The organism is Falsigemmobacter faecalis, from assembly GCF_003863335.1.
GTDB classification, from domain to species: Bacteria; Pseudomonadota; Alphaproteobacteria; order Rhodobacterales; family Rhodobacteraceae; genus Wagnerdoeblera; species Wagnerdoeblera faecalis.
Genome location: NZ_RRAZ01000009.1, coordinates 75,331 through 89,654 on the forward strand (window position 1 = coordinate 75,331; position 14,324 = coordinate 89,654).

Annotated in this window: 15 protein-coding genes; 9 read left to right on the plus strand and 6 right to left on the minus strand. The window is 62.5% G+C overall.

What is annotated here, in order from left to right; all coding sequences use genetic code 11:
* Positions 1-156: 156 nt before the first annotated feature.
* Together ndk and EG244_RS07900 are read right to left on the minus strand one after the other, a co-directional pair.
* Positions 157-579, minus strand: a complete 423-nt coding sequence (gene ndk, locus EG244_RS07895) for a nucleoside-diphosphate kinase (RefSeq protein ID WP_124964461.1) — start codon at positions 577-579, stop codon at positions 157-159.
* 322 nt (positions 580-901) lie between these two features.
* Positions 902-1,324, minus strand: a complete 423-nt coding sequence (locus tag EG244_RS07900) for a DUF6636 domain-containing protein (RefSeq protein WP_124964462.1) — start codon at positions 1,322-1,324, stop codon at positions 902-904.
* A gap of 85 nt (positions 1,325-1,409) precedes the next feature.
* Between EG244_RS07900 and EG244_RS07905 the strand changes: the two genes are divergently transcribed.
* The 3 genes from EG244_RS07905 (at position 1,410) to purB (ending at position 5,401) form a co-directional block, all read left to right on the plus strand.
* A complete protein-coding gene (locus tag EG244_RS07905; protein ID WP_124964512.1) occupies positions 1,410-3,266 on the plus strand; it encodes an ABC-F family ATP-binding cassette domain-containing protein in 1,857 nt (618 codons plus the stop codon).
* 37 nt (positions 3,267-3,303) lie between these two features.
* Complete coding sequence (locus EG244_RS07910) at positions 3,304-3,948, plus strand: MarC family protein (protein ID WP_124964463.1); 645 nt, start codon at positions 3,304-3,306, stop codon at positions 3,946-3,948.
* Between the two features lie 148 nt (positions 3,949-4,096).
* Entirely contained in the window at positions 4,097-5,401 is a 1,305-nt protein-coding gene (purB, locus tag EG244_RS07915; protein WP_124964464.1) for an adenylosuccinate lyase, read from the plus strand.
* 102 nt (positions 5,402-5,503) lie between these two features.
* On the opposite strand, the gene EG244_RS07920 is transcribed toward purB, so the two are convergent.
* Entirely contained in the window at positions 5,504-6,241 is a 738-nt protein-coding gene (locus tag EG244_RS07920; RefSeq protein WP_124964465.1) for an RlmE family RNA methyltransferase, read from the minus strand.
* Between the two features lie 2 nt (positions 6,242-6,243).
* The gene (locus EG244_RS07925; protein ID WP_124964466.1) at positions 6,244-7,383 is read right to left on the minus strand and encodes a Ppx/GppA phosphatase family protein; all 1,140 of its coding nucleotides are present in this window, start codon (positions 7,381-7,383) and stop codon (positions 6,244-6,246) included.
* 175 nt (positions 7,384-7,558) lie between these two features.
* Between EG244_RS07925 and purM the strand changes: the two genes are divergently transcribed.
* Together purM and purN are read left to right on the plus strand one after the other, a co-directional pair.
* On the plus strand, positions 7,559-8,620 hold the full coding sequence (gene purM / locus EG244_RS07930) for a phosphoribosylformylglycinamidine cyclo-ligase (protein ID WP_124964467.1): 1,062 nt from the start codon (positions 7,559-7,561) through the stop codon (positions 8,618-8,620).
* Entirely contained in the window at positions 8,617-9,210 is a 594-nt protein-coding gene (purN, locus tag EG244_RS07935) for a phosphoribosylglycinamide formyltransferase (RefSeq protein WP_124964468.1), read from the plus strand. Before purM ends, purN begins: the two co-directional genes overlap by 4 nt.
* Positions 9,211-9,241: 31 nt before the next feature.
* On the opposite strand, the gene EG244_RS20660 is transcribed toward purN, so the two are convergent.
* A complete protein-coding gene (locus EG244_RS20660) occupies positions 9,242-9,412 on the minus strand; it encodes a hypothetical protein (protein WP_199737875.1) in 171 nt (56 codons plus the stop codon).
* A gap of 229 nt (positions 9,413-9,641) precedes the next feature.
* On the opposite strand from EG244_RS20660, the gene rnd reads away from it, so the two are divergent.
* Positions 9,642-10,799 carry a ribonuclease D gene (rnd, locus tag EG244_RS07940; RefSeq protein WP_124964469.1) on the plus strand — a complete coding sequence of 386 codons (1,158 nt, stop codon included), beginning with the start codon at positions 9,642-9,644 and terminating at the stop codon, positions 10,797-10,799.
* A gap of 69 nt (positions 10,800-10,868) precedes the next feature.
* Here the strand turns inward: rnd and EG244_RS07945 are convergent, their stop codons facing one another.
* Positions 10,869-11,327: a type II toxin-antitoxin system RatA family toxin gene (locus EG244_RS07945; protein ID WP_124964470.1), complete on the minus strand. Its 459-nt coding sequence runs from the start codon at positions 11,325-11,327 to the stop codon at positions 10,869-10,871.
* A gap of 73 nt (positions 11,328-11,400) precedes the next feature.
* Between EG244_RS07945 and hpt the strand changes: the two genes are divergently transcribed.
* The 3 genes from hpt to trkA all read left to right on the plus strand — a co-directional run bounded on the left by hpt (position 11,401) and on the right by trkA (position 14,318).
* The gene (hpt, locus tag EG244_RS07950; RefSeq protein ID WP_124964471.1) at positions 11,401-11,943 is read left to right on the plus strand and encodes a hypoxanthine phosphoribosyltransferase; all 543 of its coding nucleotides are present in this window, start codon (positions 11,401-11,403) and stop codon (positions 11,941-11,943) included.
* 90 nt (positions 11,944-12,033) lie between these two features.
* A complete protein-coding gene (locus EG244_RS07955; protein ID WP_124964472.1) occupies positions 12,034-12,945 on the plus strand; it encodes a c-type cytochrome in 912 nt (303 codons plus the stop codon).
* Complete coding sequence (gene trkA, locus EG244_RS07960; protein WP_124964473.1) at positions 12,942-14,318, plus strand: Trk system potassium transporter TrkA; 1,377 nt, start codon at positions 12,942-12,944, stop codon at positions 14,316-14,318. The genes EG244_RS07955 and trkA overlap by 4 nt, the downstream gene beginning before the upstream one ends.
* Positions 14,319-14,324 lie beyond the last annotated feature (6 nt).

Here is a 14,324-nt window from a genome sequence, read left to right on the forward strand (position 1 = left end):
CATATTCAGCACAAAACCCCCCGGAATGACCACATGACCATCCTGGACCGCGCGTCTCTAAAATACAGTTACCCCCCCTGGCCTCCTCCGAGACCAAAGAAAAAGGCCGCACCCGAGGGTGCGGCCTTTTCCGAATTCTCACCTCAGAGGCGGCAATCAGCCGACCAGTTCGAGGCCCGAGAAGAAGAACGCGATTTCGCGGGCAGCCGCAGCTTCGGAATCCGAACCGTGGACCGAGTTTTCGCCGACCGAGAGCGCGAACTCTTTACGGATGGTGCCCTCATCGGCGTTTGCCGGGTTGGTTGCGCCCATGACTTCACGGTTTTTCAGAATGGCGCCTTCGCCTTCCAGAACCTGAACCACAACCGGCTCGGAAACCATGAATTCGGTCAGTTCGCCGAAGAAGGGACGCTCTTTGTGCTCAGCGTAGAACTGACCGGCTTGTGCCAGGGTCAGCTGGATGCGCTTTTGAGCGACGATGCGCAGACCGGCTTCTTCGAATTTCGCATTGACCTTGCCGGTCAGGTTGCGCTTGGTTGCGTCCGGCTTGATGATCGACAGGGTGCGTTCGATGGCCATGATGCCCTCTGAAATATCTGGAGAGAGCCGCGCCCCATGCGCAGCTCCTTGCGCGGCCCTGCTAGCATGGCAAAGCCTGCTTGGAAAGAGAATGCCACGTGAAATAAGGCGCGCAGACCCCGGAATCGCCATAAACCGCGTGTTCAGCCGGGCGGAGGGCAGCGGCCCGCGCCGCGCGGCAAAGCGCCCCTGACGCTTCGGGCAAAAAAAGACCCGCCAGAAGGCGGGCCGTTTTAAAAGTTCAATCTCAAAGTCCCCTGCGGGCTTGGGTTATATGACAAATCTCGCAGCAGATTACGCCCCCACCAAATGGGGGATGGTCTCAGAAAACATGCTGCTTTGCCCGGGCGATGGAGAAGCCGTGACCGGCGGTATTGCGGCAGGTCATGCCGGTGCGCTCTGAGGTGCACCAGACGCCGCCGACATTGAGGCTCTCGCCGTAGTTCAGCACCCTGGCGCGGCGGTTGATCACCGTATCGCCGTGGCAGGCCACTTCGCCGCGCCCGCGGGCGTCAAGGTAGAAGGCCTGGCCATAATCCAGCTCGCAGTCTTTGGGGCGCTTTTTATGGGTCACCGTCCCTTCAATGAAGTCGCAGCGCACGTTCTGCGGCTCTTCGTATGTCTGCATCACGCAGTGGATATTGCCGGAGGGGGCCTGGAAATTATGCTCGCCGCTGCCCGCAAACCCCGGACCCGCCAGCAGGCTGAGGGTGAGGGCTGCCAGAGAGGATGAAATAAAATGCATGATCTGAGCCTGTCACAAAGAATGCCCCAGAGGAGACTTGCGACATCCCATTGACAAGCCCCCCTCAGAGGGGCAGGCCATGGGCATGTTGCGCATTGATGACCTCACCTATTCCGTCGAAGGCCGCCCGCTGTTTGAGGGCGCCTCCGCCACGATTCCCACCGGCCATAAAGTCGGCCTTGTCGGCCGCAATGGCGCGGGTAAAACCACGCTCTTCCGGCTGATCCGGGGCGAGCTTGCGCTGGAAGGCGGCGCGATCAGCATTCCGGCCCGCGCCCGCATCGGCGGCGTGGCCCAGGAGGTGCCGTCGAGCTCGACCTCGCTGATCGACACGGTTCTGGCTGCCGATACCGAGCGCGCCGAGCTGATGGCTGAGTCCGAGACCGCCACCGATCCCGCGCGCATTGCGGAAATTCAGACCCGTCTGGCCGATATCGACGCCTGGTCCGCAGAGGGCCGCGCTTCGGCCATTCTGCGGGGCTTAGGCTTTGACAATGAGGCGCAAAAGCGCCCCTGCTCGGATTTCTCGGGTGGCTGGCGGATGCGGGTGGCGCTGGCGGGGGTGCTGTTTGCGCAGCCCGATTATCTGCTTCTGGACGAGCCGACCAACTATCTCGACCTCGAAGGCGCGCTCTGGCTGGAGAGCTATCTGCAGAAATACCCCCATACCGTGCTGATCATCAGCCACGACCGCGGCCTTCTGAACCGCGCCGTGACGGGGATTTTGCATCTCGACAGCAAAAAGCTGACCTATTGGCAGGGCAATTACGACCAGTTCGCCCGCCAGCGCGCCGAGCGGATCGCCGTTCTGACCGCTGAGGCGCGCAAACAGGATGTGCGCCGCGCCCATCTGCAAAGCTTCGTCGACCGCTTCCGCGCCAAGGCCACCAAGGCCGCCCAGGCGCAGAGCCGTCTGAAGATGCTGGAGAAAATGACGCCGATCACGCCGCCGGAAGAAGCCAAGAAACAGGTCTTCACCTTCCCGGAACCCGAAGAGCTGTCGCCGCCTATTCTGAATCTGGAAGGCGTCTCGGTCGGCTATGATGGTCCGGCGATCCTGAAGGGGCTGAACCTGCGGATCGATCAGGACGACCGCATCGCGCTTCTGGGCCGCAACGGCGAGGGGAAATCCACCCTCTCCAAGCTGCTGGCCGGGAAGCTTGCGACCATGGCGGGCAGTCTGACGCGCAGCTCAAAGCTGCGGATCGGCTATTTCGCGCAGCATCAGGTCGATGAGCTGTACCTCGATGAGACGCCGCTGCAGCATATTCAGCGCCAGCGCCCCGAAGAGCATCAGTCGAAACTGCGCGCGCGCCTTGCGGGCTTTGGTCTGACCGCCGATCAGGCCGACACCGAGGTGAAGCGCCTCTCGGGCGGGCAGAAAGCGCGTCTGTCGCTGGTGCTGGCAACGCTGGATGCGCCGCATCTGCTGATCCTCGATGAGCCGACCAACCACCTTGATATTGAGAGCCGCGAGGCGCTTGTTGAGGCGCTGACCGCCTATACCGGCGCGGTGATCCTGGTCAGCCACGATATGCACCTGCTGGGGCTGGTGGCAGACCGGCTCTGGCTGGTGAAGGGGGGCAATGTCACGCCCTACGGCAAGGACCTTGACGCCTACCGCGCCGAACTGCTGGAGCGCGACAGCGGCCCTGCCCCGGCAAAGCCCGAAAAAGCCGCCCCCGCGAAGGTGAAGCCCTCCCGCGATGTGATCCTAGGCCTGCGCGCCGAGCTGCGCAAAGCCGAAGAGCGGGTGGCAAAGCTCGAAGAGATGCGCACAAAAGTGGCTGACAAGCTCGCCGATCCAGGCCTTTATGAAGAGGCCCGCATCCATGAGCTGGAAGGCTGGAACCGCAAATTCGCGGAAATCGAAGAGGCCATGATCCGCGCTGAGGGTCTGTGGCTGGACGCCCAGGAAAAACTCGACGAAGCGGAAAGCTGAGCGAGACAAACTCACCGTAACGACCGTCGGAGGACCCGTGATCGACGCCACCTTTCTTCTGACGGTCTTTACCACGCTGATTGTGATCCTCGATCCGATCGCGCTGGCGCCGCTGTTCATCCCGCTGACGGCAGGAATGAGTTCCGCCAGACGCCGCCAGGTCGCCATCCGCGCCAGTCTGACCGCGGCGGGGATCCTGACGGTTTTTGCGCTGATCGGGGACGGGCTTTTGCGGCTGACCGGGATTTCCCTGCCCGCCTTCCGGGTCGCGGGGGGCGTGCTTTTGTTCCTCACCGCCCTCGATATGCTCTTTGAGCGGCGCACGCAGCGGCGGGAAAACAAGGTCGATGAAAAAACGCATGAGGCCGATCACTCCGATCACGATGATCCGTCGGTCTTCCCTTTAGGCATTCCGCTGATCGCGGGCCCCGGGGCCATTGCCTCGATGATCCTGCTGATCTCGCAGGGCGGCGGCGACTGGACGGCCTTTCTGGTGGTCGAGGGCGTGATGCTGGGCGTGATGTTTCTGTGCTTTCTCAGCCTTCTGGCGGCGGGCGCGGTGGAGCGGATGCTGGGGCGAACCGGCACGCTGGTTGTGACCCGTCTTCTGGGCATGCTGCTGGCAGCGCTGGCGGTGCAATTCATTATCGACGGCATCAAAGGCTCGGGCCTTCTTGGCTGAGGGCTTCGAAGGGGGCGCTGCCCCCTTCACCCCCGGAGTATTTTTCAAAAGCCAAAAACAAGGCGCCGCGCCGCGCCTGCCCTTGCCCTGAGTGGTCAGGGCGGCTATGGGGGCCGCAGTCCGCAGCTTTACCCCCGAGAGGCCCGCGATGATCCCGCGCTATTCCCGCCCCGAGATGGTTGCCATCTGGTCGCCCGAGACCAAATTCCGCATCTGGTATGAAATCGAGGCGCACGCCTGTGACGCTCAGGCCGAGCTGGGGGTGATCCCGAAAGAGAACGCCGAAGCCGTCTGGAAAGCGAAAGACGTCCAGTTCGACGTGGCGCGCATCGATGAAATCGAAGCCGTGACCAAGCATGACGTCATTGCCTTCCTGACCCATCTGGCAGAACATGTCGGCTCTGACCAGGCGCGCTTTGTTCACCAGGGCATGACCTCCTCGGATGTTCTCGACACCACGCTGAACATCCAGCTGGTGCGCGCCGCAGATCTGCTGCTGGCTGGCATGGACCGCGTGCTTGCAGCGTTGAAGACCCGCGCCTTTGAGCATAAAGATACCGTCCGCATCGGCCGCAGCCACGGCATCCATGCAGAGCCCACCACCATGGGTCTGACCTTCGCGCGCTTCTATGCCGAGATGGAACGTGGCCGCACCCGTCTCGTGGCCGCGCGTGAAGAGATCCGCACCGGCGCCATCTCCGGCGCGGTCGGCACCTTTGCCAATATCGATCCCTACGTCGAAGACTATGTCTGCAGACAGCTGGGCCTCGAGCCGGAGCCCGTCTCGACCCAGGTGATCCCGCGCGACCGTCACGCGATGTTCTTTGCGACCCTCGGCGTCATCGCCTCCTCGATCGAGAATATCGCGATCGAGATCCGCCATATGCAGCGCACTGAAGTTCTTGAGGCCGAAGAGTTCTTCTCGCCCGGCCAGAAGGGCTCCTCGGCTATGCCGCACAAGCGCAACCCGGTTCTGACTGAAAACCTGACAGGTCTTGCCCGCCTCGTGCGCATGTCGGTGATCCCGGCGATGGAAAACGTCGCCCTCTGGCACGAGCGGGACATCTCCCACTCCTCAGTAGAGCGCGCAATCGGCCCGGACACCACCATTACCCTCGACTTCGCCCTGCACCGCCTTGCAGGTGTCGTTGAGAAACTGGTGATCTATCCGGAAAACATGCTCAAAAACATGAACAAGTTCAAAGGCCTTGTCATGTCGCAGCGTGTTCTTCTTGCCCTTACTCAGGCCGGCGTCTCACGGGAAGACAGCTACCGCCTCGTTCAGCGCAATGCGATGCGCGTTTGGGAACAGGGCGCAGATTTCAAAACCGAGCTTCTGGCAGACGCGGAAGTGACCGCGGCCCTCAGCCCCGCTGAGATCGAAGAGAAGTTCGACCTTGGCTATCACACCAAACATGTCGACACGATCTTCCGCCGCGTCTTCGGCGCCTGACATCAAAAAAGGCCGCGCTCACCGCGCGGCCTTTTCCCTTGTCTTTGGCTTTTCTTAAATACTCATCTTAAAAGCCCGCAGACAGCGCCCTTTGCTGCCGCGTTATACCTCCGGCTCAGCCTGACGGTCTTCCCAGCGGCCGCGGTAGCCCGTTGCCACCACGAATTTTTCCGAACTGTCCGACCGGCTCGACGGCGGCTTCATATGCTGCACTTTGTCGAAATTACGCTTGAGCGTGGTCTGCAGCTCGCCCTCAGCACCGCCCGCCAGAACCTTGGCCACGAAAGTCCCGCCAATCTCCAGCACGTCAAAGGCGAATTCCGCCGCATGCTCACAGAGCGTAATGATGCGCAGGTGGTCGACCTGACGGTTGCCAGAGGCAGAGGCCGCCATATCCGACATCACCACATCTGCCTTGCCGCCAAGCCAGTCTTTGACCTGATCATCCGCGCCTTCTTCAAGGAAATCGAGCTGATAGACCTGGGCGCCGGGGATCGGCTTCACTTCCTGAAGGTCCACCCCCAGAATGGTGCCCATCAGCTTGTGCTTCTGCTCGCCCAGCGAATTGACCCGCTGAACGGCCACCTGGCACCAGCCGCCCGGGGCACAGCCAAGGTCCACCACCCGGGCACCCGGCTTCAGGAAGCCGAATTTATCGTCCAGCTCCATGATCTTATAGGCCGCACGCCCCCGGAAGCCGTCCTTTTTGGCGCGGATCACATAGGGGTCGTTCAGCTGCCGCTCAAGCCAGAGCGTCGAGGACAGCTTACGGCCCTTGGCGGTTTTCACCCTGACCCGCAGATCGCGCTGGCCGCGCCCGGAGGATTTCTTTTCAGTCATCATTACAATCCGTGTTCGAGAACGCCGTCGGCGCTCATCTGAGCAAATAAAAGTCCCTCGCGCAGACCGCGGTCCGCGACCGACAGCCGGTCCGTCGGCCAGCAGCGCATGAGGGCCTGAAGGATCGCGGCCCCGGACATGATCAACGCATGACGGTCACGTCCGATCCGCGGATCGGTGCGCCGCCCCTCCGGTCCCAGCGAGAGATAGTCTTTGATCACCGTATCAATCTGCCCCGAGGTCATCAGAAGCCCGTCGACCTTGGTGCGGTCATAGCGCCTCAGCCCCAGCCAGCTTGCCGCCACCGTGGTGATCGTGCCGGAGGTGCCGATGATCTGAAAGCCGTCGCGTTTCTGCTGCGCCGAATAGGGCGAGAAATTCGCAAGCTGCTCTTCAAAAAACCAGCTCATCAGCGCGAAACGCGCGGAATCGCTTTCGACATCGCCAAACTGCTCGCGCAGCGTGGCCACCCCCAGCGGCACCGAGATCCAATCCACCACCCGCGGCTCAGGCCCGGTGCCGGTGCGCTTGAAATTCATCGAAAAGCGCATCAGCGCCGCCGGACGCTCCGCAGGCTCCAGCTCGGTCAGATCCAGCCAGACAAGCTCGGTCGAGCCGCCGCCGATATCAACGACGAGAAGCTGCTCGGTCTTCGGCTGCACCAGCGGCGCGCAGGAGACCACGGCCAGCCGCGCCTCCTCCTCTGCCGGGATCACTTCCAGCGCGAGACCGGTCTCGCGACGGATCGTGCGCATGAACTCGCGCGAATTGCTGGCGCGCCGACAGGCTTCTGTCGCGACCAGGCGCATCCGGCGCACGCCATGCGCCTCGAGCTTCTTTTGACAGATGCGCAGAGCCTGCACCGTGCGCCCCATCGAGGCACGGCTAAGCCGCCCGGAGCTTTCAAGCCCCGCGCCAAGCTGAACAGTCTTGGAAAAACTGTCCACCACGCTGAACTGATTGCCCTTGGGACGGGCAATCAGCATGCGACAACTGTTGGTGCCAAGATCAAGCGCCGCATAAAGCGGAGCCGGCTCGGCTTTCTTATGGGTGCCGGACGATTCGACCGGCCGGGCCCTGCCTTTCAGCACGACCTCTGCATTCGGGAACGCGTCCGCACCCTGGGGACGCTGGGGCGTCATTTCCGCCCTCCGATATCTGGTTGACACAAAAGTAGTCTCAGCGCCGCGCCTGCGCAAGTCCTGATCCCATGACCGCCCCGCCCGGGCATGCAAAGCGCGACAGGAAACCTGCGACCATGCGTTGCACCGGACGCCAATTCGGGCTAATGCGCGCCCAACCCTGACGGAGGCTGCCATGAGCGCGACGAACACTGGTCTGACCTATGCCGATGCCGGCGTGGATATCGATGCAGGAAATGCTTTGGTGGAGCGGATCAAACCCGCCGCAAAGCGCACTTCGCGCTCGGGCGTGATGGGGGGGTTGGGCGGCTTTGGCGCGCTGTTTGACCTCAAGGGTGCGGGCTATAAAGACCCGATCCTGGTCGCGGCGACCGACGGCGTCGGCACCAAGCTGCGCATCGCCATCGACACCGGCAATGTCGACACCATCGGCGTGGATCTGGTCGCCATGTGCGTCAATGATCTGGTCTGCCAGGGCGCAGAGCCGCTGTTTTTCCTCGATTATTTCGCCACCGGCAAGCTGGAGCTGGATCAGGCGACCCGCATCATCACCGGCATCGCCGCAGGCTGCGAAGCCTCGGGCTGCGCGCTGATCGGCGGTGAGACGGCGGAAATGCCGGGCATGTATCACAAGGGCGATTTCGACCTTGCGGGCTTTGCCGTCGGCGCGATGGAGCGCGGGGCGGATCTGCCGCGTGACGTCTCGGAAGGCGATGTGCTGCTGGGCCTTGGCTCCAATGGCGTGCATTCGAACGGCTATAGCTTCGTGCGCAAAGTGGTGGAGCTGTCGGGCCTCGGCTGGGAGGCGACCTGCCCCTGGGATGAAACCCAGACCCTGGGTACCGCCCTGCTGGCGCCGACCCGGCTTTACGTCAAACAATCGCTGGCGGCTGTGCGCGCAGGCGGTGTGAAGGGTCTGGCCCATATCACCGGCGGCGGCATCACCGAGAACCCGCCGCGCGTTCTGCCCGAGGGTCTGGCCTGCGCGATCAATCTTGATGCCTGGGCCCTGCCCCCGGTCTTCCGCTGGCTGGCGGAAACCGCAAAAATGACCGAGGCGGAGCTGCTCAAGACCTTCAACTGCGGCATCGGCATGATGCTGGTGGTGGCCCCTGCCGAAGCGGAAGCCATCTCGGCGCTGCTGGCGGAAGCCGGTGAGCAGGTCTTCACCCTTGGCACCATCGTCAAGGCCGATGAGAGCGGCCATGGCGTGATCTACTCGGGCCGCCTTTTGTGAAAAAGCGCGTCGTCCTTCTGATCTCGGGCGGCGGATCCAATATGGTCCGCCTGCTTGAGGATATGCGCGACGCCGATCACCCCTGCACCCCGGTTCTGGTCGCCTCCAACGATCCGAACGCGGGCGGGCTGGCAAAGGCCGCCGCCATGGGCGTGGCGACGGCTGCCGTCGATCACAAGCCCTTCGGCAAAGATCGCGCGGGTTTTGAGGCGGAACTGCTGACCCATATTGAGGCGGCTCAGCCCGATATCGTGCTGCTGGCAGGCTTTATGCGGGTGCTGACGGCGGATTTCGTGCAGCGCTTTGAGGGACGGATGCTGAATATCCACCCCTCACTCCTGCCGAAATACCCCGGGCTGCACACCCATGCCCGCGCGATTGAGGCGGGCGACACCGAGGCCGGCTGCACCGTTCATGAAGTCACGGCGGTGCTTGATGATGGCCCGCTTCTGGGTCAGGCGCGGGTTCCGGTTGAGCCGGGTGACACCCCCGGGACCCTCGCCGCGCGGGTGCTGACGGCCGAACACCGGCTCTATCCGGCGGTGCTGCGGCGTTATGGCGCGGGCGATAAAAGCCGCATCGATCTTTAAGAAAAAAGGCCGGGCAATCGCCCGGCCTTTGTCACTCTGCCTCTTTGGCAGCGCGGGCGTCTGCGGCAGCTTTCATTCGCGCCAGCATCTCCTCACGCGTACCACGCCCGCCGGGCGGGTTTTTCTTACCGCTTGCGGTCTTATCGATGAAGCGGGCCTCTTTGCCGTTCTGATCCGGGCCACCTGATTTGCTGTAATCCATCGTCGCACACTCCTGCAAAGGACCAAGGGTCTCCTTTAGTCCCGGCCACACCCTGCCCGCAAGCCCGCTTCGCGGCAAATGCGTCGCACGGACCCCGGAAATGCGCGGAAATCATCTGCCCGGTCTTTTCATTTCGCAACCTCAGGCGTAAGGCGGTTTCAGTTGTGGCGGGTTTCTGCCGCAGATTCCGGCACTCCTGAGCGGGATATCCCCGCACCCAAGAGGACAGATGCAGATCATTACCACCACCGAGGCGCTCGCCGCTTTTTGCGAAAAAGCCAAAGCCGAGCCCTATGTGACCATCGACACTGAGTTTTTGCGCGAGCGCACCTATTGGGCAAAGCTCTGCCTGATCCAGGCCGCTCTGCCTGGTGCGACCGGCGATGCGGTGCTCATCGACCCCATCGAGGGGCCTGAGATGTCGCTGGAGCCCTTCTATGATCTGCTGCGTCATAAGGAGACCGTAAAGGTCTTTCATGCCGCCCGTCAGGATCTGGAAATCTTCTTCACCGAAGGCAAAGTCTTCCCGGACCCGCTGTTCGACACCCAGGTTGCGGCGATGGTCTGCGGTTTTGGCGAACAGGCCGGCTATGAGACCCTGGTGAAAAAGATCGTCAAAGCCGATCTGGATAAAACCTCGCGCTTTACCGACTGGTCACGCCGCCCGCTGACCCGGGCGCAGCAGGACTATGCCCTGGCCGATGTGACCCATCTGCGCGGCATCTATGAATTCCTCGCCGCCCAGCTGGTGAAAACCGACCGGATGGCCTGGGTTCAGGAAGAGCTGGCGATCCTCACCGATCCCGCCACCTATACCGTGACGCCGGAAGATGCCTGGCTGCGCGTGAAGACCCGCACCAGCTCGGGCCGTTTCCTCGCCGTGGTGAAGGAACTGGCGCGTTTCCGCGAGATCTATGCGCAGAGCCGCAATATCCCGCGCTCGCGGATCTACAAAGACGACGCGCTGCTGGAGCTGGCGTCGACCCGCCCGACCACGCTTGAGGATCTGAACAAAGCGCGTCTGCTGCTGCGCGAAGGTCGCAGGGGCGATATTGCCGATGGCATCATGGCCGCGGTCAAAGCCGGGCTGGAGATGAAGCCCGAGGATATGCCCAAGGTCGACACCGCGCGTGAGCAACAGCAGGTAAACCCGGCGCTGGCCGATCTGCTGCGCGTGCTGCTGAAGGCAAAATCCGAAGAGACCGGCGTTGCGCCGAAGCTGATCGCCTCGGCTGCGGATCTTGATGCCCTGGCGGCGGGGGACCGCGAGGTTGAGGCGCTCAAGGGCTGGCGCGGTGAAGTTTTTGGTCAGGACGCCCAGCGGCTTTGCCGGGGGGAGATCGCTTTGTCTGCCGTTGGCCAGACGGTGAAGGTTATCCGCCTGTAATCCCTGCGTTTTACTGTCGCAGCTCGAAGATCAAAGGGGCCGCTTTGCGGCCCCTTTTTCATGCGCCCCTCAGGCGCGGCTGCCATAAAGATCATGGGCCCGTTTTTCAAAGGCCCGCACGATCCGCTGCATCGCCTCACCAAAGACCATGCCGATCACGCCCTGCAGGATCGCGTTCTTAAATTCAAACTCAACGAAGAAATCGACCTCACATCCGCCGCCTTCGACAGCGCGGAATTTCCAGGTCGAACGCATAAATTTAAAAGGCCCGTCAATGTATTGCGTGTCAATCTGACGGTTTGCGGGGTCGAGAATAACCCGGCTGCCGAACTTCTCGCGGAAGACTTTGAACGAGATAATAAGATCCGCTTCCATCACCTCACGCCCCTGATCATCGGGGGTGCGCGAGCGGATGCGGGCGGCTGAATTCCATGGCAGGAACTCAGGATAGCGGCCGACATCGGCGACCAGATCATACATCTGATCTGCCGAATAGGGCAGTTGGCGGGTTTCCTGGTGCCTGGTCATTGCTGTGCTGCCCGGTTGCTTAAAAGTCCGACCTGCTCTAGATGCGAACGACCGATGAAATCAAGGGGCGGTCATGTCTCAAAAGCCATATGTGATTGATCAGATGATCTCGGCCAAGTCCATTGCGGCCAGGGTCGAAGAACTCGCGAGTGAGATTACCGCCCATTACCACGACACCGACAAGCTGGTGGTCGTCGGTCTGCTGCGCGGCTCGTTTATTTTCATTGCCGATCTGGTGCGTGAAATCAATCTGCCGGTTGAGGTGGATTTTCTGGAAGCCTCGTCTTACGGCGATGGCATGACCTCGTCGCGCGAAGTGCGGATCCTGAAGGATCTTCGCGGCGAGATCGCGGGCCGCGATGTACTGGTGGTGGAAGACATCGTCGACACCGGCTTTACGCTGCATCACGTCAAGAACCTGCTGCTGTCGCGCCAGCCGCGCCGTCTGCAGATCTGTGCACTGCTCGACAAGCCCTCGCGCCGCGAAGTGGACATGCGGGCAGACTGGACCGGATTTGAGATCCCCGACGAGTTTGTCGTCGGCTACGGCATCGATTACGGCCAGCGCAACCGCAACCTGCCCTATATCGGCAAGGTGCGCTTCACCGAAGAGTGATCAAAGGGGCCTGCGGGCCCCTTTTCGCTGCCCCCTCGACCCGGGCAGTGTGTTTTGGCACAGTCAAAGCCAAACCGGCGCGGAGACCTCATGGCAAAGCTCATCCCCCTTCTTCTGGGTGCGGCCCTTCTGGGCGGCGCTGCCTTCTGGGTCGTGACCGAACCTTCTGAGGTTGAAGGCTACCGCTTTAAGATCGCCGATGCCGATGCCACGCGGGGAGAGGCGGTCTATCTGGCCGCGGGCTGCGGCTCCTGCCATGCCGCCCCGGGCGCTCAGGGAGAGGCAAAGCGGGTGCTGTCCGGCGGGCAGCGCTTTGAGACGCCCTATGGCACCTTCATTGCGCCCAATATCTCGCCCCATCCGACCGAGGGCATCGGCTCCTGGGGCGTCATGGACCTCGCCAATGCGGTGATGAAGGGGGTCTCCCCTCAGGGGGAGCATTACTACCCCGCTTTCCCCTGGGACAGCTATGCGGGGATGACGCCGCGCGATCTGGTCGATCTTGATGCCTATCTGCGCAGCCTGCCGGTCTCGGATACCCCCTCGCAAAAGCATGAGCTGTTTTTACCGCTGCATTTCCGCCGCGGCATCGGCCTGTGGAAATTCGCCTTCGCCCGCAAGGGGGCCCCGGTGCTTGCGGCGGCGGATTTCAGCGTCTCAGAGCTGCGCGGGCGCTATCTGGTGGAGGTTCTGGGCCATTGCAGCGAATGCCACACGCCGCGCAACAGTCTGACCGGCGCCCCGGATATGAGCCGTTATCTTCAGGGCGGCCCCGATCTTTCCGGCAAAGGCCGGGTGCCCGATATCACCGGGCCGGGTCTCGGCTGGACCGCCTCTGAGGTGGCTGAGTTTCTCAGCAGCGGCATGACGCCGGAGTATGACAGCGTGGGCGGCCATATGGCGCTGGTCGTCGACAATTACGCAAAACTGCCCGAGGCGGACCGCAAAGCCGTTGCCGATTATCTGCAAAAAGTCCCTGGTCCGAAAGCCGCCACACCGTGAAAGTCATCATCTGCGGCGCGGGCCAGGTCGGCTGGCAGATCGCGCGTCACCTCGCGGGTGAGGGCAATGACGTCACGCTGATCGACACCAACCCTGAGCTGATCCGCCGGGCTTCTGAAATCCTTGATGTGCAGGGCATCACCGGCTTTGCCTCGCATCCCGATGTGCTGGCGCGGGCCGGGGCGCAGGATGTTCATATGATCATCGCCGCGACCCATTCGGACGAGGTGAATATGGTCGTCTGTCAGATGGCCCATTCGATGTTCCGGGTGCCGCGCAAGATCGCCCGTCTGCGCACCCCCGCCTATCTCGCGGCGCTGAACTCGAACCTCTACCGCTCGGATCATCTGCCGATTGATGTCATCATCTCCCCCGAGGTCGAGGTGGCCGAGGCCGCTTTGCAGCGCATTGAGGCCCCGACCGCCTTTGACACCGAGGCTTTCCTCGAAAACCGCGCCCGCCTGCTGGGCCTGGCGCTTGAGGAAGATTGCCCGGTTCTGAACACGCCGCTGCGGCATCTGTCGGATCTCTTCCCTAATCTGCGCGCGGTGGTGGTCGGGATCCGCCGCGACCAGCGCCTCTTTGCGCCGGAGCCGGGGGACCAGCTGCTGGCGGGCGACCGGATCTATGTCTTTTCCCATGCCGATGACGTGGCCCGTACGCTGGAGATTTTCGGCAAATCTCCCGGCCCCCGCAAGCGCGTGGTGATTGTCGGTGCCGGAAACGTCGGGCTGACCGTTGCCAAAGCACTGGAAACCCGCCCCGACCGCATTCGTGTCCGCCTGATTGAACGCAACCGCGCCCGAGCCGAGGCCGTGGCCGATGAGCTCAGCCGCTCGGTGGTGCTGAACGGCGACGGGCTTGACCGCGATCTGCTGGAGGAGGCCGATATCGACCGCGCCGATGCGGTTCTGGTGCTGACCGAAGATGACCGGACCAATCTTCTGGTCGCGGTCCGCGCGCGGCAGATGGGCTGCCGGATGTCGATTGCGCTGATCAATGACCCGACCATGGTGCCGCTGACCGAGGCGCTGGACGTCGATGCCTGGATCAACCCGCGCTCGACCACCGTCTCATCGATCCTGAAGCATATCCGTCATGGCCGGGTGCGGGCGATCTATTCGCTGGAAGACGGCGCGGCGGAGGTGATTGAGGCGCAGGTGCTGTCGACCTCGCTGATCGCGGGCAAGCTGATCGGGGATCTGCCGCTGCCGGAGGGGGCGATGATCGGCATGATCCGCAAAGGCACTGAGATTTTGCGCCCCCACCCCGATCTGCGGATCTCTGAGGGCGATATGATTACGCTCTTTGTCATGGCCCCTGACATCCCCGAGGTGGAGCGTCTGCTCCAGGTCTCGGTTGATTATTTCTGAGCCCTG